This window comes from Nonomuraea sp. AD125B (assembly GCF_041402765.1).
Lineage (GTDB): Bacteria > Actinomycetota > Actinomycetes > Streptosporangiales > Streptosporangiaceae > Nonomuraea > Nonomuraea bangladeshensis.
Genome location: NZ_JBGLOU010000002.1, coordinates 433,752 through 457,416 on the forward strand (window position 1 = coordinate 433,752; position 23,665 = coordinate 457,416).

The 23,665-nt window shown below is 71.0% G+C and carries 18 protein-coding genes; 9 read left to right on the top strand and 9 right to left on the bottom strand.

All coding sequences use genetic code 11. The annotated features are described in order from the left end of the window. Positions 1-389: 389 nt before the first annotated feature. Both ACBR40_RS06930 and ACBR40_RS06935 read right to left on the bottom strand, forming a co-directional pair. Positions 390-1,352: a hypothetical protein gene (locus ACBR40_RS06930; protein WP_371247931.1), complete on the bottom strand. Its 963-nt coding sequence runs from the start codon at positions 1,350-1,352 to the stop codon at positions 390-392. A gap of 140 nt (positions 1,353-1,492) precedes the next feature. Then, the gene (locus tag ACBR40_RS06935) at positions 1,493-2,392 is read right to left on the bottom strand and encodes a helix-turn-helix transcriptional regulator (RefSeq protein ID WP_371247933.1); all 900 of its coding nucleotides are present in this window, start codon (positions 2,390-2,392) and stop codon (positions 1,493-1,495) included. Between the two features lie 102 nt (positions 2,393-2,494). Here ACBR40_RS06935 and ACBR40_RS06940 point away from each other — a divergent pair, with 102 nt between their 5' ends. Beyond that, positions 2,495-3,037, top strand: a complete 543-nt coding sequence (locus ACBR40_RS06940; protein WP_371247934.1) for a cyclophilin-like fold protein — start codon at positions 2,495-2,497, stop codon at positions 3,035-3,037. 84 nt (positions 3,038-3,121) lie between these two features. On the opposite strand, the gene ACBR40_RS06945 is transcribed toward ACBR40_RS06940, so the two are convergent. Further along, the gene (locus ACBR40_RS06945) at positions 3,122-4,159 is read right to left on the bottom strand and encodes a rhamnogalacturonan acetylesterase (protein ID WP_371247935.1); all 1,038 of its coding nucleotides are present in this window, start codon (positions 4,157-4,159) and stop codon (positions 3,122-3,124) included. A gap of 486 nt (positions 4,160-4,645) precedes the next feature. Here ACBR40_RS06945 and ACBR40_RS06950 point away from each other — a divergent pair, with 486 nt between their 5' ends. From ACBR40_RS06950 to ACBR40_RS06960, 3 genes are all read left to right on the top strand, one after another. Next, on the top strand, positions 4,646-6,337 hold the full coding sequence (locus ACBR40_RS06950; RefSeq protein ID WP_371247936.1) for a hypothetical protein: 1,692 nt from the start codon (positions 4,646-4,648) through the stop codon (positions 6,335-6,337). A gap of 30 nt (positions 6,338-6,367) precedes the next feature. Further along, positions 6,368-9,085 carry a Tat pathway signal sequence domain protein gene (locus tag ACBR40_RS06955; RefSeq protein ID WP_371247937.1) on the top strand — a complete coding sequence of 906 codons (2,718 nt, stop codon included), beginning with the start codon at positions 6,368-6,370 and terminating at the stop codon, positions 9,083-9,085. Positions 9,086-9,168: 83 nt separating this feature from the next. After that, positions 9,169-9,879 (top strand): endonuclease/exonuclease/phosphatase family protein, encoded by a 711-nt coding sequence (locus ACBR40_RS06960; protein ID WP_371247938.1) that lies wholly within the window; start codon positions 9,169-9,171, stop codon positions 9,877-9,879. Between the two features lie 13 nt (positions 9,880-9,892). On the opposite strand, the gene ACBR40_RS06965 is transcribed toward ACBR40_RS06960, so the two are convergent. The 4 genes from ACBR40_RS06965 to ACBR40_RS06980 form a co-directional block, all read right to left on the bottom strand. Next, a complete protein-coding gene (locus ACBR40_RS06965) occupies positions 9,893-10,975 on the bottom strand; it encodes a LacI family DNA-binding transcriptional regulator (protein ID WP_344207676.1) in 1,083 nt (360 codons plus the stop codon). Positions 10,976-11,093: 118 nt separating this feature from the next. Beyond that, positions 11,094-12,749 carry an extracellular solute-binding protein gene (locus tag ACBR40_RS06970; protein ID WP_371247939.1) on the bottom strand — a complete coding sequence of 552 codons (1,656 nt, stop codon included), beginning with the start codon at positions 12,747-12,749 and terminating at the stop codon, positions 11,094-11,096. Positions 12,750-12,769: 20 nt separating this feature from the next. Further along, positions 12,770-13,660 (bottom strand): carbohydrate ABC transporter permease, encoded by an 891-nt coding sequence (locus ACBR40_RS06975; RefSeq protein ID WP_344207674.1) that lies wholly within the window; start codon positions 13,658-13,660, stop codon positions 12,770-12,772. Further along, positions 13,657-14,625 carry an ABC transporter permease gene (locus tag ACBR40_RS06980; RefSeq protein ID WP_371248348.1) on the bottom strand — a complete coding sequence of 323 codons (969 nt, stop codon included), beginning with the start codon at positions 14,623-14,625 and terminating at the stop codon, positions 13,657-13,659. Before ACBR40_RS06980 ends, ACBR40_RS06975 begins: the two co-directional genes overlap by 4 nt. Before the next feature lie 201 nt (positions 14,626-14,826). On the opposite strand from ACBR40_RS06980, the gene ACBR40_RS06985 reads away from it, so the two are divergent. Together ACBR40_RS06985 and ACBR40_RS06990 are read left to right on the top strand one after the other, a co-directional pair. Next, positions 14,827-15,840, top strand: coding sequence for a hydroxyacid dehydrogenase (locus tag ACBR40_RS06985; RefSeq protein WP_371247940.1), 1,014 nt, complete (start codon positions 14,827-14,829; stop codon positions 15,838-15,840). Between the two features lie 7 nt (positions 15,841-15,847). Then, positions 15,848-17,887 (top strand): hypothetical protein, encoded by a 2,040-nt coding sequence (locus ACBR40_RS06990; protein WP_371247941.1) that lies wholly within the window; start codon positions 15,848-15,850, stop codon positions 17,885-17,887. A 7-nt stretch (positions 17,888-17,894) separates the two neighbouring features. Here the strand turns inward: ACBR40_RS06990 and ACBR40_RS06995 are convergent, their stop codons facing one another. Then, a complete protein-coding gene (locus ACBR40_RS06995; RefSeq protein WP_371247942.1) occupies positions 17,895-20,414 on the bottom strand; it encodes an excinuclease ABC subunit UvrA in 2,520 nt (839 codons plus the stop codon). 242 nt (positions 20,415-20,656) lie between these two features. Here ACBR40_RS06995 and ACBR40_RS07000 point away from each other — a divergent pair, with 242 nt between their 5' ends. Next, positions 20,657-21,541, top strand: coding sequence for a LysR family transcriptional regulator (locus tag ACBR40_RS07000; RefSeq protein ID WP_371247943.1), 885 nt, complete (start codon positions 20,657-20,659; stop codon positions 21,539-21,541). 58 nt (positions 21,542-21,599) lie between these two features. Here ACBR40_RS07000 and ACBR40_RS07005 read toward each other — a convergent pair whose 3' ends face one another. Beyond that, on the bottom strand, positions 21,600-22,754 hold the full coding sequence (locus tag ACBR40_RS07005) for a hypothetical protein (protein WP_371247944.1): 1,155 nt from the start codon (positions 22,752-22,754) through the stop codon (positions 21,600-21,602). Positions 22,755-22,938: 184 nt separating this feature from the next. Between ACBR40_RS07005 and ACBR40_RS07010 the strand changes: the two genes are divergently transcribed. Together ACBR40_RS07010 and ACBR40_RS07015 are read left to right on the top strand one after the other, a co-directional pair. Next, a complete protein-coding gene (locus ACBR40_RS07010; protein ID WP_371247945.1) occupies positions 22,939-23,385 on the top strand; it encodes a hypothetical protein in 447 nt (148 codons plus the stop codon). Positions 23,386-23,415: 30 nt separating this feature from the next. Beyond that, on the top strand, positions 23,416-23,661 hold the full coding sequence (locus tag ACBR40_RS07015) for a hypothetical protein (protein ID WP_371247946.1): 246 nt from the start codon (positions 23,416-23,418) through the stop codon (positions 23,659-23,661). Positions 23,662-23,665: the final 4 nt, after the last annotated feature.

Here is a 23,665-nt window from a genome sequence, read left to right on the forward strand (position 1 = left end):
GCCACCAGGTCGTCGGCGATCAGCCCGGCCGCCGCGCCTCTGCGGACCGGCCGATCGACTGGGGCGGGTCCATGACGGTCGTCGAAGTACGCGTTCCCGCCGTCCACCTTGCTGGGGCATCGCGGCACGCTGCGGTTGCCACCGGCGACGCGGACCGGGATGAACGGGATCCGATGCTCCGGGACCGAGTTCATCAGTCAGGCGGGAGCAGTAGGGTTCCGCATCCTGCCTCAGAGGGGAAGCAGGGACTGTGCCCTGCCTGAGCGGGGGAGCGAGGTTCTGCGTCCTGCGTCGGCGGGCACGGGGTGAGGGTGGCTCTCTCGTCGAGACGGCGAAGCGGGTGCCTGTGGCTTCTCAGGAGGCTGGCCGGAGGCTCCGTCACTGGCTTGTCAGTGTTGTCCGGCGGGTTCGCGTCGCCGTTGCGTCGGCTCGGCGAAGGTGCTCTGTCCGGGGGTTTCGGAGCGAGCCGGGGAGCAGCGCAGGATCGCGGTCGCCACCGCCACCACCGCCAGGAGAGCGCCGGCGGCGAGCAGGGTCGTCGCGTCGGGGTGGATGAGTGCCTGGCCGCGCTGTGCCTGCCAGACCAGCAGTCCGGTGAGACCGGCGTACCCGAAGGCGGCCACGATCACCAGCGGGACCCGGCGCACCCACAGCGCGATCAGCGGCAGCACCTGCAGGGCGTGCAGTCCGACGAAGTGGGCCACCCGCAGGTCGCCGCCACCGGTCGCCCAGCCGAGCAGGGGCATCCCCGGGCCGCCGTCGAGCGCGCCGACCGTGTGCGCGCCGATCGTGATCAGCTTGGCGCCGCCGGCCAGGGCCTGCGCCTGCTCCGGCGTCGGCGCGGTCATCAGGTAGCCGACCGACATGCCCGCCAGCGAGATCGCCACCCCCAGCGGGATCGCCCACGCCATCGCCCGGTTCACCCGGCGCTGCATGACCAGGAAGATCCCCAGCGCCAGCGTCAGCGCCCAGCCCAGGTAAGCGGCCCCTCCCATCACCGTGAACACCGACTTGTCGAGCGTGGTGGCGAAGTTGAAGTGGCTGCGCACCCCGCGTACCGCCTGGAAGGTGATCGCCGAGATCTCCGGCAGCACGAACAGCGCCACCGTCACCGTGCCCAGCCACCACAGGGTCCGCCGCCACCGCTCCACCTGGCTGATCATCCAGGCGAGCGTGAGCGCGTACAGGCTGAAGGAGGCGGCGAACTTGAACGGCTTGAGCCATACCCCTTCTCCCATGACGGTCCGTCCGTCGACCGCCAGGCCGACGGCGCTCACCGACATGAGCGCCGCCATCGCGACGGCGCAGATGACGAGCGGGCCGTGCCAGGTTCTCCAGCGCGGGGCAATCATGATGTCTCCTTCGGATCGACTGGAGACAACACTGCTGGCCAGGCGCGGTACGAACCAGAGACGTGATCATCAGCTCACCATGACATCGTCATGAATCGGGCAACCGGCTCACGTCGTGACGATCCACGGCGATGGTCGCGTCAGGGGCGTCCCATGCGTGGGTGGCCCGTGTCCTGGGGGCGCTCGGGGTGTTCTTGGGTGGCGGACCAGGAGGCGAGCAGGCGTAGCGCGTCCTCGGAGGGGGAGCCGGGTTCGGCGGTGTAGATCGTCATGGACAGGCCGGGCTCGGCGCGCAGGTCCATGCTCTCGTAGGTGAGGGTGAGGTCGCCGACGACGTGGTGGCGGAAGTGCTTGACGCCGGTGCCGTGGGTGCGGACGTTGTGGGCCGCCCATCGGCGGCGGAAGTCGTCGCTGCGGGTGGACAGCTCCCCGACCAGGTCGTGCAGGCCCTTGTCGTGCGGGTCCTGGCCGGCGGCGGTGCGCAGGTTGGCCACGGTCATGTCGGCGGCCAGGTCCCAGTCGGGGAAGAAGCGGCGTGCCGCGCTGTCGAGGAAGGTGAAGCGGGCGAAGTTCGGCGACCGGGTCGGGCCGGCGTACAGATCGCTGTACAGGGCCCGGCCCAGGTGGTTGGCGGCCAGCAGGTCGGAGCGGTGGTTGCCGATGATCGCCGGGGCGGTGGCGATGGCGTCGAGCATCCACTGGAGGGTGGGCCGTGCGGTCGGCTGCTTGGGGCGGCGTCGGCGCAAAATGGCGTTGCTGCCGTCGGCCTCGTGCGCGAGGCGCAGCAGGTGGGCGCGTTCGGCGTCGTCCAGGTGCAGGGCGCGGGCGAGCGCGTCGAGGACGCCGGCCGAGACTCCGGCCAGGTGGCCGCGTTCGAGCTTGGCGTAGTACTCCACGCTCATCCCGGCCAGGGCGGCGACCTCGCTGCGCCGGAGGCCGGGAACGCGTCGTCGCCCGGCGACGGGCAGGCCCGCCTGTCCGGGGGTGATCTTGGCGCGGCGTGAGGTGAGGAATGCCCGCACTTCGGACCGGTTGTCCATGCCGCAACGGTACGTCAGGCTCTGCGGCACGTGGGATGTACTGGGAGTACACCCATCGGCAGAGACTTCCTCGCCCGGGCTGGTGCGGGTGTGCTGGCTGCCATGAGCGAGGTTGTGATCGCGGCCGCCGCCGCTGGGATCCGCCGCCTGGCGGCCTGCCTGCTGGCCGGCCTCCTGGCGGGGTGCTCGGCACCGGCAGGCCCGCTGGACGCCGGGACGAGGACGCTGCCGGTGTCGTCGCCGGGCGTGGCACGCGCCGGGTCGGGGGTGCCCGTGGTGCTGCGGTTCGGCGATCATGTCGTCGCCGCGAGGTTGACCGACACGATGGTGTCGCGGCAGTTCACCGCGATGCTCCCGTTGACCGTGCAACTGGCGGACGCGTGGGGGCAGGCGAAGGCGGGGCCGCTGCCGCGACCGCTCACGGCAGGGGGAGGCGGTACGCCGGTTCACGATCCCGCCGTGGGTGGCATCTACTTCTGGCCGGTGAGCGGGATGATCGCCGTCTACTACGACGACCTCGGCCAGACGGTGCCCGATCCGGGGCTGGTCCGGCTCGGCGTCGTCGAGGCCGGTCTGGATGACCTTTCCCGCGCGGGCCGGCGTCTCACGGTCCGGATCGAGCCGGTCGGCAGCGGATCGAGGTAGAGGACGGCGCGCCCCGGGCTGCTCGTCCTCTTCCTCGTTCGATGGTCCAGGGAACCGGCTGACATTCGCGCCGTCCCGCCCCGGTCACGGGTGGATGAGGTGGGCTGCGCGCAGCTCCTCGACGGCGAGTGCCGCAAACTGGTGGGCGCCGTACTCGGACAGGTGGGTGTTGTCGCCGTTGACGTCGGTGAGGTAGATCGGCTTGGAGCCCTCGGGGCCGAGGGCTTCGACGAGTTGCTCGGTGCGGGCGGTGAGGTCGATGAGCGGGACGTTCTCGGCGGCGGCGACCGCTCGGGTCTCGGCGGGCAGGTTCACGTCGCCGTGGATGATGAGGCCGAGGTCGTTGAGCTGGGTGCCCTGGAAGCGGCGGCGTACGACGGAGGTGACCAGCACGGGCCGGCCGCCCTGCTCGCGTACGCCGGCGACCATGGCCGAGAGGTTGGCGCGGAAGTCCTCGGCGGTGGTGGTCTTGTCGTTGTGGCCGAACTGGATGAGGACGAGGTCGCCGCGCTGGATGCGGGGCTTCATCGCGGGGAAGAACGCCTCGCCGTCGCGGAAGGTGACGCTGCTCTCGCCGCTGTCGGCGTGGTTGACGACGGAGAGGCCGCGGCCGAGGAAGGAGGGCAGCGCCTGTCCCCAGCCGTAGTAGGGGTGGCTGCTCTGGTCGCAGGCGGTGGAGTCGCCGGCGATGAAGAGCTGGCGGACGCGGCGGGCGGGGGCCACCTTGATCCTGGCGACGTGCGGGGCAGGGCCGTCGAAGGTCAGGGTCAGGCCGGGCGTGCCGAGCGGTCCGGTGGGCTCGCCCTCGGGCTCGCGGACGTTGACGGTGAAGCCGCGGCGAGCGAACGCGCCCGGTTCTGTCGCGGTGAGCGGCACCATCGAACGTCGGACCTCGGCGTGCACGGAGGTCTGTGCGGCGACCTGGGCGTCGCCGAGGACGACCGTCACGTCGTAGTTGCCGGTGGGGACGTCGAACGTGCAGACGATGGGTGACGTGCCGGTGCAGTGGGATGCCAGGTCCTCGTACGGCCGTGGGGGATGTCCGACGGCCAGGGCGGGGGAGCCGATGAGTAACGGGGTGAGCAGGGCGGCGACAGCGAGCAGGGGGCGGCGTTGTCTCACTGGGCTCCTTGGGTAAGCGCTTTCCAGCGGCCTTTGAACAAGTCGCGGGGCTCGTGGTGGACACCCGGATTTAAACGGTTTCTCCGGGGGTTGCGCAAGCAGGGGAGGCGGATTCAGAGGTAGTGCTCGGCAGGATGTCATGAGACCGCCTGGTACCCGGTTTGTGTTGGATCCCTGTTCAAGGCTGCTCAGCGACGTCGCGCGGGCGGGATGCGCAGGCCGGCGTCAGGGTAAGGCTTGACGGGCGTTCCTGCCTATGGTCCGATGACATCCACGTAAACGGTTCAACTCGTGAGAGTTTCGACGAGCCGCATCATCTCCTCTGCTCCCGGCCGGATCAGTGACCGGCTCCCCCCTCGTGACAAGGAGACGTTCATGCATGCCTTACGCCGACATCGAGCTATCGTCGTTCTGCTCGCCTGTACGGCGCTGACCGCGCCCCCGGCGTCGGCCGCCCCCACGCAACAAGCGGCGGCCGCACGTCCGATGGAGAATCTGGGGCGCGGCGTCGTGGCCGTGCGTTCCAGCAGCACGAACGTGCTGGTGACCTGGCGGCTGCTGGGGCTGGACCCTGACGGGATCGGCTTCAACGTCTACCGGTCCACCGCCGGCGGCTCGTACGTCAAGCTCAACTCCTCCGCCCTGACCGGCGGCACCAACTACACCGACTCCACGGCCGACCTCACCAAGGCCAACAGCTACCGCGTCCGGCCGGTGGTCAACGGCGCGGAGCAGGCGCCGAGCGCCGCCTTCACGCTGAGCGCCGGCCACGCGACCGAACCCGTCGTCCGCGTCCCCCTGCGCGCGGGCGGGCCGGTGAAGTTCGTCTGGGTGGGCGACCTCAACGGCGACGGGGAGTACGACTACGTGCTCGATCGTCAGACCTCACCCCAGACGATCGAGGCCTACCGCAACGACGGCGCCTTCCTGTGGTCGGTGAATCTGGGGCCGAACAGCACCGACCAGGACAACATCGAGCCCGGCTCGTCCACCGTCGACGTGGGCCACTGGGACGGCGTCACGGTCCACGACCTCGACAGCGACGGCCGGGCGGAGGTGGCGGTACGCATCGCCAACGGGGTGGTCTTCGGCAACGGCACGACGTACACCGGCCTGCCGAGCGACACCCACCAGGCCATCGCCATCCTCGACGGCCGTACCGGCGCGCTGCGGGCGAGCGCCCCCGTGCCGACCGACTATCTCGCCGACGGCCCGATGGGGGCCCGCCTCGGCGTCGGCTACCTCGACGGCGTGACGCCGAGCCTGGTCGCGTACATGAAGAACCGGGTCGGCGACGGCGGCTTCAACCTCATGTTCACCGCGTGGAAGCTCTCGGGCGGCACGCTGAGCAGGCAGTGGAAGTGGCTGCGCGGCTCGCAGGCCGCCCCCGACGGGCACAACACCCGCATCATCGACCTGGACCAGGACGGCGATGACGAGATCGCCGAGATCGGGTTCGCGCTCAACGGCGACGGCACCCTGCGCTACAGCCTGGCCGACGAGGGAGTCGTGCACGGCGACCGCTGGCACGTCGCGGACATGGACCCCCGCCGGGCCGGCCTGGAGGGGTACGGCGTGCAGCAGGACAACCCGAGCGGCCTGCGCGAGTACTACTACGGCGCCAAGAACGGCAACATGCTCTGGCAGCACGTCGAGGCCGGCGTCGGCGACGTCGGACGCGGCATGGCCGCCGACATCGACCCACGCCACCTGGGCATGGAGGTCTGGTCGTTCTCCGGTGTCTACAACGCCCGCACCAACACGCTCACCCAGGCCACCGGCCCCTGGCCGCATCTGAGCGTGCTGTGGGACGGCGACCTGACCACGGAGCTGTTCAACGACGGCCGGATCGAGAAGTGGGACCCCGCGACGGGGGGCGTGTCACGGCAGGTGACCACGTGGAACTTCGGCGCGGTCAACAACGGCACGCAGTATCCCGCGCTGATCGGCGACATCCTCGGCGACTGGCGCGAGGAGGTGGTGATGACCACTCCCGAGTACGACGAGCTGCTCGTCTTCACCACCGACAGGCCGACCACCACCCGGCTCTACACGCTCGCCCACAACCCGGCCTACCGCAACGACCTGACCGTCAAGGGCTACCTGCAGGACCACCACGTCGACTACTACCTCGGCAACGGCATGACCACGCCGCCCCGGCCGAACATCAGCTACTGATCCCCTGTCGTACGAAGGAGTTCGATTTTCGTGGTTGAAATCAGCCGGCGGTCCATGCTGGCCACCACGGCGGCGGGCGCCGCGGCGGCGCTGGCCTTCCGCGGTGCGAGTCCCGCCGCGGCGCAGGCCACCCCGACGGCCGCGCCCGCGGAGCTGAAGGGGCATGACCCGATCACCTTGACCTGGCTCGAAGGCGGCGCCCCCGCCGAGGTGACCGGTGGAACGACGTGGGGCGTGCCGTGGCCGCGCGGCGCGTTCGCGCCCGAGCAGCAGTTCACCCTCACCACCGAGGCGGGCGCCCAGGTGCCGGTGCAGTCGTGGCCGATCGGCTTCTGGCCGGACGGCTCGGTGAAGTGGACCGCGCACGCGGTGAGCGGGGCCGAGCCGCGCACCCGGACGTACCGGCTGGCCGCGGGAACGGCGGCGCAGCCCGCGAAGCCGGTGGTCGTCAGGACCGCCGGCGGCCAGGTCACCGTGGACACCGGGGTGATCAGCGTGGCGTTCGGGCGCTCGGGTGAGCACCTGGTCAAGTCGATCACGCGGGGCGCGACCGTCGTCGCCAAGGACGGCCGCCTCATCGCCTCCCGCCAGGACAAGCCCGAGGAGGCCGGCAAGACCGAGTCGTTCACCGGCCACGTCTCCTCGGTGAAGGTCGAGCAGAACGGCCCCGTCCGGGCGGTGGTCAAGGTGGAGGGCAGGCACAAGAAGGGGCGGCGCGAGTGGCTGCCGTTCACGGTGCGGTTCTACCTGTACGCGGGCTCCGACGCGATCCGCGTGGTGCACACCTTCGTCTACGACGGCGACGAGGGCAAGGACTTCGTCAACGGCCTGGGCGTGCGCTTCGCCGTGCCGATGCGGGGCGAGCTGCACGACCGGCACGTGCGCTTCGCGGGCGAGGGCGACGGCGTGCTGGCCGAGGCCGTACGCGGCGTCACCGGCCTGCGCCGCGACCCCGGCCAGGCCGTCCGGCAGGCCCAGTACCAGGGCAAGGCCACCCCCGACCCGGCCACCTGGGACCAGCGCGTCACCACCCGCCTGCACTGGATCCCGGCCTGGGGCGACCACCGGCTGAGCCAGCTCAACGCGCACGGCTTCGAGATCCACAAGCGCACCAAGGAAGGCCACTCGTGGGTGCGCGTGGACGGCGGGCGCCGGGCCGCCGGGCTCGCCTACGTCGGCGGGCCGACCGGCGGGCTCGCGTTCGGCATGCGGAACTTCTGGCAGCTCTGCCCGACCGAGCTGGAGATCACCGGCGCCGCCTCCGACGAGGCGCAGGCCACGGTGTGGATGTGGTCGCCCCGGGCGGGCGCGATGGACCTGCGGTTCTACCACGACGGCATGGGCCAGGACACCTACCCGGAGCAGCTCGACGCCCTGGAGATCACCTACGAGGACTACGAGCCCGGCTTCGGCACCCCGTACGGCGTCGCGCGCACCACCGAGCTGACGTTCTGGGCGCTGGAGGCCACCCCGGCGAGCGAGCGCTTCGCCCGGCTCGCCGACGCCAACGCCACCCCGCCCCTGCTGATCAGCCCGCCTGGGCACAACCACGCGGCCGGCGTGTTCGGCTCCTGGTCACCGGTGGACCGGTCGGTCCCGGCCAAGGCGGCACTGGAGGACAGGCTCGACCTGGTGCACAAGTACCACCGCGAGCAGGTGGACCAGCGCTCCTGGTACGGCTTCTGGGACTACGGCGACATCATGCACAGCTACGACGGCGACCGGCACGTGTGGAGCTACGACGTCGGCGGCTACGCCTGGGACAACTCCGAGCTGTCCACCGACCTGTGGCTCTGGTACCACTACCTGCGCACCGGGGACGCGCAGGCGTTCCGCTTCGCCGAGGCGATGACCCGCCACACCAGCGAGGTGGACATGTACCACCTCGGCAAGTGGCGCGGCCTGGGCACCCGGCACGGCGTCATGCACTGGGGCGACAGCGCCAAGCAGGTGCGCATCAGCAACGCCGGCTACAAGCGCTTCTACTACTTCCTGACGGCCGACGAGCGGATCGGCGACGTGCTGCACGACCTGATCGACTCCGACCGCAGCTTCCTCGTGCTCGACCCCGTACGCAAGCTGGGCGGCCGGCCGTTCGACCCGGACCCCAAGGCGCTCGGCGTCGGCACGACCACCGACTGGGGCGCCCTGGCGATGGCGTGGCTGACGGAGTGGGAGCGGGGCGGCGACCCGATCGCCCGCACCAAGCTGGTCAACGGCGCCACCACGATCGCGGCGCTGCCCAACGGCTGGGTGCAGGGCGGGGACGTCACGTACAACCTGGCCGACGGCCGCTTCGCCCCGATGACGGAGAAGTCGGTGAGCATCGGCAGCCTCAGCTCCGTCTTCGGGCTCATCGAGGTCATGACCGAGCTGATCGGCCTGATCGACGACCAGGCCGTGAAGGCGAAGTGGGTGGAGTTCTGCCGCCTCTACAACGCGACCAAGGCCGAGCAGAAGGAGGTCACCGGCGCCGACTGGGGCAACCTCAACCTCAGGCAGGCCTACTCGCGGGCCACCGCGTACGCGGCCGTGCAGCTCAACGACCAGGCCCTCGCCAAACGTGCCTGGCAGGAGCTGCGCACCGGCCACGCCGGCTACCCCGACAACCACCCGTTCGCCTCGCGGCGGGTCGAGGGGTCGGCCGTGCTGAACCCCGTGGACGAGGCGAATCTGTCGACGAACGCCAGCGCACAGTACGGCCTGGCCGTCTTCCAGTGCCTCGCCCTGGTCGGAGAGCACCTCTGAGGTGATCGTGCCGAGGCCCGCCGGAACCGGTGCCGGCGGCCCCCGGCGGATCTCGACTCCGTGCCTCAGTAGGATGACGACCCATGATCACCGTGATGACCTGGAACGTTCTGCACCGCATCCACGCGGAGAACTGGGGTGCGGACATCCCGGCGCGCTGGCCGGACGAGCCGGAGCGGATCGCCGCCGTCTCGGCCCGGCTCGCCGGCCGCGCCGAGCAGGTCATCGCCCTGCAGGAGGTCAGCGGGGACCAGCTGGCCGCCCTGCGTCGTGCCCTGCCCGGCCGGACGGTCCATGCCCTGACCTATCCGCGTGTCCCGGCACCGCGCAACGGCGCCTCCCCCCTCGACGATCCGCGCGAACACCTCGTGCTGGCGGTGGACGGACCGGCCCGGCAGGTCGCCGCCGAACCCTTCGAGGAAGATCCGGGCAAGGGTCTGCTCGCCGTCCGGACCGCCGGGGTTCTCGTGATCGCCGTCCACGTGAGCTCCGGTGAACGGAGCGCGCGTCAGCTGGAACGCCTTTCAGAGCTGGCCGCCGCCTCGCCGGAGCCGGTCGTCCTGCTCGGTGACTTCAACACCGACCGGGCCGCCGTGCTCGCCGGCCTCGGCCCCGCGTTCACCGTCGCGGACCTCCCGCCGGACGCGCTGCCGACCCGGCCGCGCTCGGAGGGCACGAAGTCGCCGTTCATCGACCACGTGGTCATGCGCGGAGGCGAGGCCCGCGACGCGGCCGTCGAGGACGCGGACGGCCTGTCGGACCACAATCTCGTGCGTGCGAGGGTGACCGCCTGAACGGCGCCGGGAGTCACTCCCGCGGTGGCGCGGGCTTCAGCGTGCGGACCGAGTCGCGCACGACGATGTGTGTGCCGAGCATGACGTGGCCCGTGCCGGCCTCGCCGGACCCGCGTTCCAATGCCATGCGGACGGCCGTGCGGCCGAGCTCCTCGTGCGGCACGTGGACGGTGGTCAGGTCGATGTCGGCGGCGGTGGGCAGGTCGTCGAAGCCGACCATGGAGATGTCGTCGGGCACCCGCAGCCCGTGCTCGCGCAGCGCCTGCCGGGCGCCGGCCGCGAGGAGGTCGTTGCCGGCGAAGACGGCGGTGAAGTCGGCCGGTCCCGCCGCGAGGCGCTCCCGGATCATGCGGTAGCCCTCGCTGCGCTCCATGGTGCCGTCGATCTCCAGACCGGGGTCGTGGGCGACGCCGAAGTCGGCCAGGGCCCGGCGGTAGCCGGCGACGCGGCTGTCGGGCGTGGTGTAGCCCTCGCGGCGGCCGAGGAACAGGATGCGCCGATGGCCGGCCGAGAGCAGGTGGCTGGTGATGGCGTAGGCGCCGCCGGTGTTGTCGTACTCGACGACGAGGGCGGGCACGTCGGGGCCCAGCGTGGGGCGGCCGCACAGGACGAGCTGGGAGCCGGCGGCGGCCAGGGCGCGGGCGTAGTCGGCCATGCGCTCGCGGTAGGCGTCGTTGTTGACGACGTTGCCGACGAGGATCACGCATTCGGCCTGCTCCTGCCGCATGAGTTGGACCGTGGCGAGCTCGCGCTCGGGGTCGCCGCCGGTGGTGCCGACGATGCAGAGCTTGCCTTCGAGGGCGGCCTGGGTCTGGACGCCCTGGGCGACGTGCGCGTAGTGGGGTGACACGACGGAGGTGACGATGATGGCGACGCTGCGGCTGCGGGCCCCGGCCAGGCCGCGGGCGTTGGCGTTGGCCACGTAGTCGAGCTCGCGGACGGCCTTCATGACCTTGCTGCGGGTGGCGGGGGCGCTGGGGTAGGAGCCGGACAGGATGCGGGAGACCGTGGCGACGGACACGCCGGCGTGGGCGGCCACGTCGCGGATCGTCACCGCCCGCCGGTCCTCACCCTCGGATGTCGCGCGCCGGGACATGCACCCTCACCTGTCAGGTCTATGGCTGGTAAACCGGTTGCATCGATCGTTTCGCTCCCCTGCGGAGGTGTCAAATCGTACCTCTCCCGGTGCCGGGTGGAAGCGGTTGCACCCGGCGTCACTGGTTCGCCGCGTACTCCTCGGCCAACTCCCCGGCCATCTGGTCGCCGCCGGTCCGCTTCCACTGGGCGACGACGTCCTTCCAGGCCGACAGCGGTTTGCGGCCGAAGGCGATGGCCGCGATGCCGTCCCCGAGGATCTGGTTCAGCTGGGCGCCCTTGCTCACCTGGGTGGCCGAACGCAGCCCCTGGCCGGGATTGGGGACGCTCTTCGGCAGCGTCGCCTGCTGCCACTCGTAGGTGGCCTTGGCCGTCTCCGGATGGCCGGGGAGGTAGAGGACCGACGGCGCGGCGCCGATGTAGCGGAAGGGGAGGGTGTTGTTGTTCTCCGTCTGGTAGAGGTCGGTGGTCTTGATGCCGCCGTCCTCCTTGGTGAAGTGCACGCCCTCGACGCCGTAGTTGGCCAGCTCGTACTCCTTCGTGCCGAACGGGGCGCTGAGGTAGTCGCTGATGCGCAGCAGCAGTTTGATCCGGTCGGCGGGGGCCTTCTTGAAGGTGACGTAGCCGAACATGCCGGCGCTCTGCCAGGGCGTGGCGGCCGGGCTGTACGGGCGGCCCAGGTCGAGCTCGTACCTGCCGTTGATCTTGGTGAGGGTGGTCGGCGACAACGACCCGAAGCCGTCCTGGGAGGAGGCGACCGTGCCGTTGTAGAAGTAGCTCTGCATGTCGGTGGAGCTGACGGTGAGGCTGTCGGGATGCACCGACTCGGCCTCCACCAGCTTGCGCATGACGTCGATGGCCTGCTCGAACTGCGGGGTGGTGATCGTCGAGGTGAACTGGCCGCCCGAGACCGCCCAGATGTTCGGCGCGCCGAGCGCGCCGGCGTGGTAGGTGATGCAGCCCAGGCCGGTGAAGAGCGTCTTGTACCAGCCGAGCCCCCACTTGCGCTCGTCGCTGAGCTCCTTCATCGCGTCCAGGTACTGCTCGGCGGTCCAGTCCTTGGGGATGCCCGCCTCGTTCATGGCCGTGCGGTTGACGAACAGGCTGTTGGCCGGCATGGGCCGCTCCAGCGGGATTCCGTAGATCTTGCCGTTGATCCGTCCCATGCCCTTCCAGGCGTAGGTGGGGATGTTGGCCAGGTTCGGGTACTGCTTGACGGCGTCACCCGCGACGAACTCCGACAGGTCGGCGCACCGGGCCTGGATGAACTCCAGGGAGTGCGGCAGCGCCAGGTTGGTGAACATGATGATGTCCGGCAGGTCGCTGCCCGAGGCCATCAGGGTGGTCATCTTCTGGCCGTACTCGGGGTCGGGGATGACGGTCACCTGCAGGTCGACGTCGAGCGCCTTGTTGATCGCCTGCCAGTACCGGTTCTGGGCGACGGGCGCGGGCGGCGGGCCGTACGTCACGACCAGCGCGGTCACCTTCGAGCCGTCGCCGACGGTGTCGTCGACCGACTGCGTCAGCGTCTCCGGGTACGTCAGGTAGAGCGGCTGCACGCCGGTGTCGTCGCCGGGCGCGTCCGGCTTCGGCCCGGCGAAGGGCACGTAGGTCGGCCACGGCGCCAGCTGCTTGCCCGCGTTGGAGACGCCGCCGGTGCCCGAGCCGCCGCCGTTGCCGCCGCCACAGGCGGACAGCAGGGGTGCGGCGGCCAGGCCGAGGGCTCCCGCGCCGGCCATCCTGAGCAGGCCGCGACGGTTCATGATGTTGTCCATGACGAGGTTCCTTCGGGGGGTCAGGCCTTGAGCGCGCCGGTGAGCACGCCCTTGGCGAAGTAGCGCTGCAGGAACGGGTACACGCACACGATCGGCAGGGTGGCCAGGATGACGACGGCCATCTGGACCGACTGCGGCGAGGCCGTGGCCATCTCGCCCGCCGTCTCGGACAGGGAGGCGCCGCCGGTGACGTACTGGCGCAGGACGGTGCCGATCGGCCATTTGCTCTGGTCGTTGAAGTAGATGATCGCCTCGAAGAAGCGGTTCCAGTACGAGACCGCGTAGAACAGGCCGATCACCGCGATGACCGCCTTGGACAGCGGCAGCACGACCTTGCGCAGGATCGCCAGCTCGCCGGCGCCGTCCATGCGGGCGGCGTCGATCAGCTCCTGCGGGATCGACTGGAAGAAGCCGCGCATCACGACCAGGTTGAACACGTTGATCAGGAACGGCAGGATCAGCGCCGCGTAGTTGTCCACCAGGCCGGCGCTCTGCACGACCAGGAACAGCGGCACCATGCCGGGCGGGAACAGGAACGTGAACAGCACCAGCAGCAGCATCGGCTTGCCGCCGTAGACCTTCGGCCGGCTCAGCGTGTACGCCAGCGCGATGGTGCAGGCCAGGCTCAGAGCCGTGCCGACCAGCGTGATGCCGGTGCTGATGACCAGGGCGCGGGTGATGATGCCGCCGGCCAGGATGTCGCCGTAGGCGTCGAAGGAGAACTCGGTCGGCCAGATCACCCAGCCGCCGTTGTCGATGACGTTCTGCGGGCTCGCGAGGCTGGTGGCCAGCACCGTCCACAGCGGGAAGAGCACCAGCAGCACGACGACGCTCAGCGCGACCGCCTTCAGCGCGCGGACGGCGACGGTGGGGCGGCCCATCCAGGCGGGCGCTTGCGTGGTGGTGCTCATGCCTTGTAAACCCCCTGCTCACCGAGCCGGTGCGCCACTTTGTTGGCGGTGTGGATGAGGACGACGCCGATCACGCCCTTGAACAGGCCGACGGCGGCGGCGTAGCCGAAGTCGCCGCCCGCGAAGGCGGTGAAGTAGACGAACGTCTCCAGCACCTCGCCGGTCTCCGGGCCGACCGACTGGCGTTGCAGGAAGAACTGCTCGAACCCGATCGACAGGAACTCGCCCAGGCGCAGCACCAGCAGCAGCACGATGACCGGGCGGATGGCGGGCAGGGTGACGTGCCACAGGCGGCGGCCCCAGCTCGCGCCGTCGATGGCGGCGGCCTCGTACTGCTGCTCGTCGACCTGCGACAGCGCGGCCAGGAAGATGATGGTGGCCCAGCCGCACTCCTTCCAGACGAGCTGGGCGACCACCAGCGGCCCGTACGCGTCCGGGTTCCCGATGATCGAGATGCTGCCCGCGCCCAGGTCGGACAGCCAGCCGTTGACCACGCCCGCGCCGCCGAGCATCTGCTGGAACAGCGCCAGCACGATCACCCACGACAGGAAGTGCGGCAGGTAGACCACGCTCTGCACGAACTTCCTGACCGTGTCGCCGACGATGCTGTGCAGCAGCAGGGCCAGCGCCAGCGGGGCAGGGAAGAAGAACACCAGTTGCAGGACGGCGATCGTCAGGGTGTTGCGCACCGCGTTCCAGAACGCCGGGTCGGTGAGCATGCGCTCGAAGTGCGCCAGGCCCACCCACTCGCTGCCCGAGATCCCGAGGAACGGGACATAGTTCATGAACGCCAGCACGTTGCCGAACATCGCGCCGTAGTGGAAGACCAGGAAGTACACCAGGCCCGGCACCGCGATGAGCAGCAGCACCCGGTCGGCGCGGATGCGGCGCAAGCGGTTGCGCGCCGTCCCTGTCCTCTCGGCGGGCGGGCTGGCCGCGCCGGTGTCGCTGCGGACCCGCGTCATGCTCACGTGCTACGCCTCTCTCGCGTGCCCAGCTCGAAACAGAATGTTCATCAACATAAAGCGGTTACATAGGACCGTCAATAGCGGTTCCAGGGAGTCTTCCTGGAGAAGCAGCGTTGTGACGGGGGACGTGATCTCGTACAGTTACCTCGAACTGAGGAAGCGTTTACATGGTGTCCCACGTCTCATAGGAGCTGATCCGTGCTACGGCGACCCGTCGCGGTCTTCGCCATCGCCCCCTGGGCGTTCGGCGACGTCTTCCCGGCCGATCTGCTCACCCGGTTACGGCAACTGGCCGACATCGACCCGGCGACCACCCTCACCTCGTTCGAGGGACCGGAGGCCGCCGCCGCGTTGGCGGAGGCGAACATCCTGCTCACCGGCTGGGGAGGCCCGCGCGTCGACGAGGCGGTGCTGACGGCCGCGCCCCGGCTGCGGGCCGTCATCCACGCCGCCGGCACCGTCAAGGCCCGCGTCGCTCCCGCCGTGTACGACAGGGGCGTCGTCGTGTCCTCGGCGGCCGACGCCAACGCCGTCCCGGTGGCCGACTACACCCTCGCCATGCTCGTCCTGGGCGCCAAGCGCGTCTTCACCCGCGCCCGGCGCTACGCCGCCGCCCGCGAGGACGGCCCCAGGGACTGGCTCTCCGGCGACGGCACCGGCCTGCACGACTGCACGGTGGGCGTGATCGGCGCCTCCCGGATCGGCCGGCTGGTGCTGCGCCGTCTGCGGGCCTTCGACGTGGAGGTGCTGCTGTACGACCCCCACGTGAGCACGGCCGAAGCCGCGGCCCTCGGCGTCGAGCCGGTGAGCCTGGACGAGCTCTGCCGCCGTGGCGACCTCGTCACCGTGCACGCCCCCGCCCTGCCCGAGACCCGCCACATGCTCGACGCCCGCAGGCTCGCCCTGCTGCCGGACGGCGCCGTCGTCGTCAACACCGCCCGCGGCTCGTTGATCGACACCGAGGCGCTGACCGCGGCGTGCGCCACGGGCCGGATCTCCGCCATCCTCGACGTGACCGACCCCGAACCGCTGCCACCGGGGCATCCGCTCTTCGCCCTGCCGAACGTCCTCGTCACTCCGCACCTGGCCGGTGCGCAGGGGCGTGAGATGCGCAGGCTCGGCGAGTTCGCGGTGGCCGAGGTCGGCAGGTTCGTCAACGGTGTGCCGCTGCTCGGACAGGTCGAGCCGGCGCAACTTCCCTACATCGCCTGAGGTCAGGATGACGAAGACGTTCATGTTCGGCGGGGGCGGCGTCGAGCTGGGCCCCGACGGAGCGCCGACGGCTTTCCTGCATCCCCGGGACCCCGGCCGGGTCTATCTCCTCAGCGAGGCACTGGAGGAATGGCATGGTCCTGATCACTCCTGGGGCTCAGGTTTCGTCATCACGCCCGAGGGGTCCGGCCGATGGCAGACCGCGAACGCGGTGGACTGGCACGCCGGCGGCGTGACCGCGTGGCATCGGCCGCGAGCGGACCTGGAGCTGACCATCGACCGGCGCACCGACGGCGATCACTGGGCCGAGACCTACCGGTGGACGAACACCGGCGACCGCGCCGTCGAGATCACGGGGCTGGCGCTGAACGTGCCGGTACGTGACGTCTACGACGGGGCGCGGTCGGCGTTGGCCCGCGGTTGCCACGCGCACGTCTTCACCGGCGGCGCGTGGTCATGGATCCTGGCCGAGCCGATGTCCGGGGCGGCGCCGCTGCTCGGGGTGATCGTGCGGGAGGGGAGCCTGTGGGCGTACTCGGTCGAGTCCCGCAACCGGCGCACCTCGTCGAACGCCCGAGGCCACCTCCTCGTCCACCCGACCGATCATGCCCGCAACCCCCACGCTTTCGGCGGGCAGCCGATCCTGACGCTGGCCGCGGGGGAGAGCCACACGCTGTCGTGGGAGCTCGGCTGGTACGACAGCCGCGAGGCGTTCCTCGCCGCCACGGACGCTCCGGCGCGGCTGCCCTCGCTGACCGCGCCGCTCGGCGCGAAGCCGGCGGTCGAGCTCGCCGCCGGAACGAAGCTCCTGTCCGGGGAGACCGGCGTCCGCCACGGCGTCCAGCACCTCGACCTGGAGCGCGACGGGCGCACGAGCCGTACGGCGGTCGCCTTCCTGGCCCCGGTCCGGCTGCTCACCGAGGCACGGGTCGAACGCATCCTCCACGAACACCGGCCGGTCGAACGGCCGGATCCCGAGCGGCACGCGTTCGTGCCCGTGGACACCCGCACCGGGTTACGTCAGACGGAGAACGGCTGGCCCGACTGGACCGACGGCGCCGAGCGGACCGGGATGGCCGTGCTGCTGCAACAGGCGCGGCGGCGCGGCTGGGGCGACCGGCAGGCGATCGACGACGCGCTGCGGGGATTCGCGCGCTTCGCCCGGGAACGGCTCGTCCAGCCGGACGGCTCCGTCCACCGCGGCAGCCGGCCCGGCACCGAGCCGTTGCGGCTCTACAACACGCCGTGGCTCGCGCACTTCTTCCTCGACCAGTTCCATCTCTACGGCGACGGCGCCGACCTGGACCTCGCCGCGTCCCTTCTGGAGTCCGGTTACGCGTTGGGCGCCGCCGACCATCTCCTGATCGGGCACCCCGAGGCCGTCGCCGCGGTCGCCGACGCACTGGGGGACCAGGGCCATCCGGAGCGGGCGGGCTCGCTGCGCGAGGCCCTGATCGACCACGCCGATCGCTTCGTGGACCTCGGCACCGACCTGCCGGCGCACGAGGTCACGTACGAACAGTCGATGGTCGCGCCGCTGGTGAGCCTGTTCGCTACCGCGTACGCCCTGCGGGCCGACGAGCGCTTCGTCGCCGCGCTGCGTCCCGCGGTGACGTGGCTGCGGGCCTTCGGCGGGCCACAGCCGCACGTGCGGCTGCGTGACATCGGCATCCGGCATTGGGACGGCTACTGGTTCGGCATCGACCGGCAGTGGGGCGACGTCTTCCCGCACTACTGGAGCGTCCTGACCGCGATGGCCCTCCGCCGGCTCCCCGCACAGCTGCAGACCGAGGAGAGCCGGCGGACCGCGGACGCGATCTTCGCGGCCAACCTCGTCGACTTCACCCCGGACGGCCGCGCGACCTGCGCCTTCGTGATGCCGAGCTGCGTGGACGGCCGCCCGGCCCATCGTCCGGACCCCCTGGCCAACGACCAGGACTGGGCCCTGGCGCTCCTGCTGCGAACGACCGGACCCTCGGTCAGCGGCATGACAGGCGGCGCCGGCGCGGGAGGCGGGGCTCTGACTCACCCATGCTCGCCGCTGTGAGAGGGCATCAGCAGCGCGCGCCTTCTCGAACTTCCAGGAGCGGCAGGCCCGCCGCGTACCGGCGGAGGAAACGAGCGGTCGGGGTGTCCGCGGTCGCGACGGCGTCCGGGGTTCCCTCCGCGATCACCGTGCCCCCGTCCGGACCGGCTCCCGGCCCCAGGTCGATCACCCAGTCCGCGGACGCGGCGACGGGGATGTCATGTTCGGCCACGACGACGGTGTTGCCCGAGTCGAGCAGCACGTCGAGCGCGTCCACCACACGCTGGATGTCCGACGGGTGCAGGCCCGAGACGGGTTCGTCGAGAACGACGAGGCCGGCCTTGCGGCCTGCGGCGCCGCGCTGGATGGCGGACGCCAGTTTCAGCCGCTGCGCCTCGCCGCCGGACAACTCGGTGGCGCTCTGACCGAGCTGGAGATAGCCGAGCCCGACCTGGTTCAAGGCTCCCAGGATCTCCGCGAGTTGCCGGGGCTCGGAGAACCGCTCCACAGCCTCGGCGACGGTCAGCTCCAGCACCTGATCGATGGCCAATCCCCGATACCTGATCTCCAAGGCCTCCGGCTTGTAACGCCGGCCCTCGCACGCGTCGCAGACCACCCACACATCGGGCAGGAAGTGCATGTCGACCAGCTTGCGGCCATAACCGGTGCAGGTCTCGCAGCGGCCGCCACCCGCGGTGTTGAAGCTGAACCAGGAGGCCTTGACCCCGCGTTCGCGCGCCACGTCCGTCTCGGCGAACAGCTGGCGGACGATGTCGAACGCCTTGCTGTACGTGGCCGGGTTGGACCGCGGCGTGCGCCCGAGCGGTTCCTGATCGACGACGGCGACCCAGTCGAACCCCTCCAGGCCGGTCACCTGCCGCACCATGTCCGTCCTCGTCCCGTTCAGCGCGGCCTCCACGCTCGCCGCGAGCGCGCCGAGCAGACTGCTCTTGCCGCTGCCGCTCACCCCCGTCAGGCAAGTGAGCCGACCGGCGGGGAAACGCACCAGGTCCGCGGTCATGTTGTGCGCGCGCAGGCCGTGCAGCTCCACCCAGCCGATGTCATCCCCTGCCGGACGGCGGGTCCGGCGCAGCCGCGGCCCCTCACCGGCCAGATAGCGTCCGGTCAGCGACGCCGGATGGGCGGCCGCGGCCGCGGGAGGCCCCGACACCAGGACCTCACCGCCGAGGCGGCCCGCGCCGGGCCCCATGTCGATCACCCAGTCGGCCCGGGCGATCAGTTCGGGGTCGTGCTCGACCAGGAGCACCGTGTTGCCGGCCTTACGCAGCTCCAGGGCGATGTCGAGCAGATGCGCCTTGTCCGCCGGATGCAGCCCCGCCCCAGGCTCGTCCAGGACGAAGATGAGACCGCTCAGCTCGGTGCTGAGCTGCGCGGCGAGCCGGGTCCGCTGCAACTCGCCTCCGGACAACGTCGCGGCGCTCCGGGACAGCTGGAGATGGGCCAGGCCGAGCCGGTCGAGTATCCCGAGCCTGCGGCCCAGGTCCTGCAGCAGCGGCTCACCCACCTCGCGCTGCCGGGCGCCCAGGTCGCCGGCCACCCGCTCCCCCCAGCTCCGCACCTCCCGTACCTCCACCTCCAGCAGGTCGGGATAGGTCAGCCCGCCGAGCCGCACGGACCGGGCCACCTGGTCGTATCCGCTGCCGCCGCAGGCGCCGCACGGCTGCTTGCGCATGTACGGCAGGTAGCGCTGCTTGGCGCTGGAGGTCTGGGCGTTCATGAACACCCGCTCCACCTCGGCGAGCGCGCCCCGCAGCGGCTGGCTCGAGGTGTAGGTCACCGAGACCGTCTCTTTCTTGCTCGTCATGTCGACGGTCGCCTCGACCTTCTCCTCACCGGTGCCGTACAGGACGCAGTGACGGAACTCCTCCGGCAGCGACCGCCACGGCAGGCCGAGATCCACACCCCGCTTCTCGGCCAGCGCCGGCACGAACGCGTGCTCCCCCGAACGCCACTTGGCGTACCAGGGCGAGGCCCCCTCGAAGAGCGGAAGCTCCGGATGGGTGATGACCAGGTCCTCCTGCGCCTGCCAGCGCCCGCCCACGCCGTGGCAGTCCGCACAGCTCCCTTCCGGCGTGTTCCGGTCGAAATGAGCGGTCGTCAGATGCCCGTTCCCACCCTGCGCCGCCGGGTCCGCGCCGACGCCCGGAAGGCGCGAGTACAACAGCCCCAGATGCCCGTCGATACCGGTGATCGTCGCCACCGTGGACCGGGGGTTGCGGTTCAGACGGCGTTGGTCGACCGCGAGCGTCGCGCCGAGTCCCAGGACGCGGTCGACCTTCGGCCGGTTGCGCTGCGTGATGTACTGCCGCACGAACGGCGAAAGCCCCTCCAGATAGCGCAGCTGGGCCTCATGGTGCAGGGTGTCGATGGCCAGCGAGGTCTTGCCGCTGCCACTGACCCCGGTGAAGGCGATGAGGCACCCCTTGGGGATGCTCACCGACACGTCCCGCAGGTTGTTGGTACGAGCCCCCACCACCTCGATGGTCTCGCTCCGCAGACCCGCCACATCCGGTACGAACGCCGTCAACCTTCCTCCATCTTGACCAGGACCGGGACGTTGTCCCGGTCGAGGGAACCGATGGTCGCTCCAAAACCCGACGCCTTGTGTCATGTTTTCCAGCCGCGCCCTCGGCCGCCTCCCTCTCGCGTCACGAGGCCCTAGATGATCAGCCGTCGAAGCGGGTGATGATCTCCACTGCTTCGCCGGGTCGCAAGGAGACGGTGTCCTTGAGGCCGGCGTCGTGCGTATGGCGTCATGCCCAGGGAGACATGGTGGAGCTGAACTCGCTCAGGCAGTTCCTGGTGGTGGCGCGACCGGAGCACCTCAGCCGGGCGGCCGACGAGCTTCGCGTCGCCCAGCCGTCGCTGAGCCGTACCATCGCCCGGTTGGAGAGCGAACTGGGCACACCGCTGTTCGACCGGAGCGGCCGGCTGCGGCTGAACGAGGCGGGCAAGCTCTTCCGCGACCACGTCGAACGTTCCCTCGGCGAGCTGGAAGCCGGCCGGCGCGCCGTGGCCGAGGCCACCAGCGAGGGCCTGGGGACCGTGAGACTGGCGTCGGAGACCTTCCTCACCCTCACCGGCCCGCTGGCGGCTCACAAGCGGGCCCATCCCTCCATCGAGATCGAGCTCCACTGGTCACCGGCCGAGGACATGGCCCGCCACCTGCGGGCGCAGGACGTCGACCTGTGCATCGCCTCCCAGCCGATCCACGCCGAGGGCCTGGCGTCGGTGAAGCTGTTCGACGAGGCGGTGGGGGTGGCCACGCCAGTTGACCATCCACTGGCGCGCCGTACCTCCGTGAGCGTCGACGAACTCGCCGGCCAGCCCTTCATCACCGCCCGCAAGGGGCACTGGCAACGCCGGCTCCTCGATCGGCTCTTCGCCGCGAGGGGACTCACACCGGAGATCGTCTGCGAGAGCGACGAGCCCGCCGCCATCGCGGAGCTCATCAGCGCGGGACTCGGCATCGGCCTCGTCCCCGCCTTCGCCCTCCGCAGCGCCACGCGAGCCACCGCCGCCTGGATCTCCGTCGACAGCCCCGACCGCCGCCGCACCGTCACCCTGTACTGGGGCGCCGACAGCCACCTGTCCACCGCCGCGCGCCTGATGCGCACCATGATCGCCGACTGGAACTGGACCGCCGGCGACTGACCGGCCCCGCCGCCGGGAGGGTCGCCCGCGGCTCGAGAGAGGCGCGGGCGACCGTGGTTCAGCCGACGGCCGGGCCCGGGATCGGGCTGTAGCCGCCGAACTTGTGCGGCGGCAGGACGGCGGGATTGGGCTCCAGGTTCAGGCCGAGGGCGCCGCTGCCGAGGCGGGCCAGCAGGAAGCCGGTGCCCGGGACGCTGGGGCCGGTGCCGAACGCCGCCGGGTTGCCGGTGACGGTTCCGTCGATGCGCTCGAAGCCGCGATAGGCAGCCTCGGAAGCGGTCGTCTTGTTGACGTACATGGCGTTGTCGGTGCCCCGGACGTAGAGGGCGGTGACGTTCGCCTGGTAGCTCAGGGCGACGTCGCTCGTGGCGCTGCCGCCGAGGGACCTCCAGGTGTAGGGCAGGGTGAACAGGTTGAGCACCCAGACGGCGTTGTCCGAGCCGCGGGCGGCGATGGAGCCGCCGCCGAAGATCGCGTCCTCCGCCACGGCGATGTTGCTGGTGACCCGCAGGTCCGCGAGCGGCTCGAAGGGGGTGACGCCGCTGGCCGCCACCCTGCTCACGTAGACGCGGTGGTCGGCGCCGCGGACGAACACCCGGACGGTGTCGTTCGGGAAGGCGAAGGTACGGGTGGCGGTGATGTCGCTGGTGGCGAAGCCGCCGAGGCTGCTCCAGCCGCTCCAGGCGCCGCCGGTGAGCTGGTTGGTCCAGACGGCGCCGTCGGTGCCGCGGGCGAAGATCCGCAGGCTGCCCGCGGGCGCGAGGTTGGGGACGAGCGCCTCGACGTCGCCGGTGACGGTCAGGCCGGGCACGTGCGCGTAGCCGGTGACGACGCCGGAGGGGGTGATCGTGTTGGTGTACACCTGGTCGTCGGTGCCCCGTACGAAGAAGTGGGTGCCCGCGGTGGTCACCACCACCGACGGGTCGCCGACGATCACCCCGCCGAGCGACTGGAAGGGTCCGAAGGAGGAGCCGGAGCGGGCGCTGTACAGCAGCGAGCCGTCGGCGCCGCGGGCGGCGACGCCGGTCGCCGTGGGCTGGGAGGTACGGTCGTAGGCGACGGCGGGAGTGCCGAGGTCGGGCAGGTCGGCCGCGTACGGCGGCGGCGCGGCCGTCGCGGCGGCGGAGGAGGATCCGGGCGTCAGGACGCCCGCGGCCACGGCCAGGAGCAGGCCCGCGGTCAGGGTCTTGCGTAACCAGTGTGGCTGGACCATCGAAGTCCCTTCCGTTGGAGAGGTGACCGTGATTCGTCCGGCGCACGCGGGTGGATCACCGACGGCGCCAGGAGGCGCCAGGGGTAGGGCGGGCCTCACTGCCGACAAGGGGGTGTACGGCAATGCGGTGACACCAGGTGACCTGGAGCCTGGACGGTGGGTCTGGTCGTTCCCGGGAGGTCCCATGTCTCTCGTTCGCGCCGCGTTGCGCCGGGCGTCCCGGTGGCAGCGACCGTTGATGCTGATGGTCGCCTCGATGCTGCTCCTGCTGGTCGTCTCGGCGGCCGGGCTCGTGTTCGCCGACCGGATGCCGTCCGGCGCGCCCGTCTGGCTCAAGCTGCTCAAGCTCGCGGTGTCGATGGCCGTCTACGGGACGACCCTCGCCTGGATGTTCTCCCTGCCCACCGGGGCAGGCGGCGGCCCTCCGGGCCGGCCACCGTCCTCACCGTCCCCGGGTTCGCCGCCACCGCCGTCGTCGCAGCCGGTGACGGGACGCCGGGCGGGGGCGCGAGCAGGCGGCCGGCCCCGGCGCGACAGGTGCGGCCACAGCGGTCGTCGCCTTCACCGGCCACGGCGATCCGCACCGGCCCGCGTCCTGGGGTCGTCCTCCCCGAGGCTCATCAACAGCTGAACTCCCGCCCTGGGACGTCCGCCCGCGGAGGTGCGATCGGCGGCGTTCCGCGCGCTCGCCGAGCTGCCGGGCGTGCGGCGGCTGGGCGCGGTCGAAGGCGGCGAGGAGCTGCTGATCCAGAGCGGGAGGCATGAGAGGAGGCTGGTCGTCGATCCTGAGACGTCCCAGGTGATCCGTACCAATTGGCTCCCCACCGCCACGGGAGGGTCGATGGGTATGAACAGCGGGTTCTTCATCAAGCTGACCACAGGGTGGACGGACGAGCTTCCCCGGTAAGGCC

What these genes read in the sequence shown, in the direction of transcription:
- ACBR40_RS06990 (WP_371247941.1), top strand. Translation starts at nt 15,848, where the DNA reads ATGACGAAGACGTTCATGTTCGGCGGGGGCGGCGTCGAGCTGGGCCCC.
- ACBR40_RS07000 (WP_371247943.1), top strand. Translation starts at nt 20,657, where the DNA reads ATGGTGGAGCTGAACTCGCTCAGGCAGTTCCTGGTGGTGGCGCGACCG.
- ACBR40_RS07010 (WP_371247945.1), top strand. Translation starts at nt 22,939, where the DNA reads ATGTCTCTCGTTCGCGCCGCGTTGCGCCGGGCGTCCCGGTGGCAGCGA.
- ACBR40_RS06940 (WP_371247934.1), top strand. Translation starts at nt 2,495, where the DNA reads ATGAGCGAGGTTGTGATCGCGGCCGCCGCCGCTGGGATCCGCCGCCTG.
- ACBR40_RS06930 (WP_371247931.1), bottom strand. Translation starts at nt 1,352, where the DNA reads ATGATTGCCCCGCGCTGGAGAACCTGGCACGGCCCGCTCGTCATCTGC.
- ACBR40_RS06970 (WP_371247939.1), bottom strand. Translation starts at nt 12,749, where the DNA reads ATGGACAACATCATGAACCGTCGCGGCCTGCTCAGGATGGCCGGCGCG.
- ACBR40_RS06965 (WP_344207676.1), bottom strand. Translation starts at nt 10,975, where the DNA reads ATGTCCCGGCGCGCGACATCCGAGGGTGAGGACCGGCGGGCGGTGACG.
- ACBR40_RS06975 (WP_344207674.1), bottom strand. Translation starts at nt 13,660, where the DNA reads ATGAGCACCACCACGCAAGCGCCCGCCTGGATGGGCCGCCCCACCGTC.
- ACBR40_RS06980 (WP_371248348.1), bottom strand. Translation starts at nt 14,625, where the DNA reads ATGACGCGGGTCCGCAGCGACACCGGCGCGGCCAGCCCGCCCGCCGAG.
- ACBR40_RS07005 (WP_371247944.1), bottom strand. Translation starts at nt 22,754, where the DNA reads ATGGTCCAGCCACACTGGTTACGCAAGACCCTGACCGCGGGCCTGCTC.
- ACBR40_RS06960 (WP_371247938.1), top strand. Translation starts at nt 9,169, where the DNA reads ATGATCACCGTGATGACCTGGAACGTTCTGCACCGCATCCACGCGGAG.
- ACBR40_RS06950 (WP_371247936.1), top strand. Translation starts at nt 4,646, where the DNA reads ATGGAGAATCTGGGGCGCGGCGTCGTGGCCGTGCGTTCCAGCAGCACG.
- ACBR40_RS06935 (WP_371247933.1), bottom strand. Translation starts at nt 2,392, where the DNA reads ATGGACAACCGGTCCGAAGTGCGGGCATTCCTCACCTCACGCCGCGCC.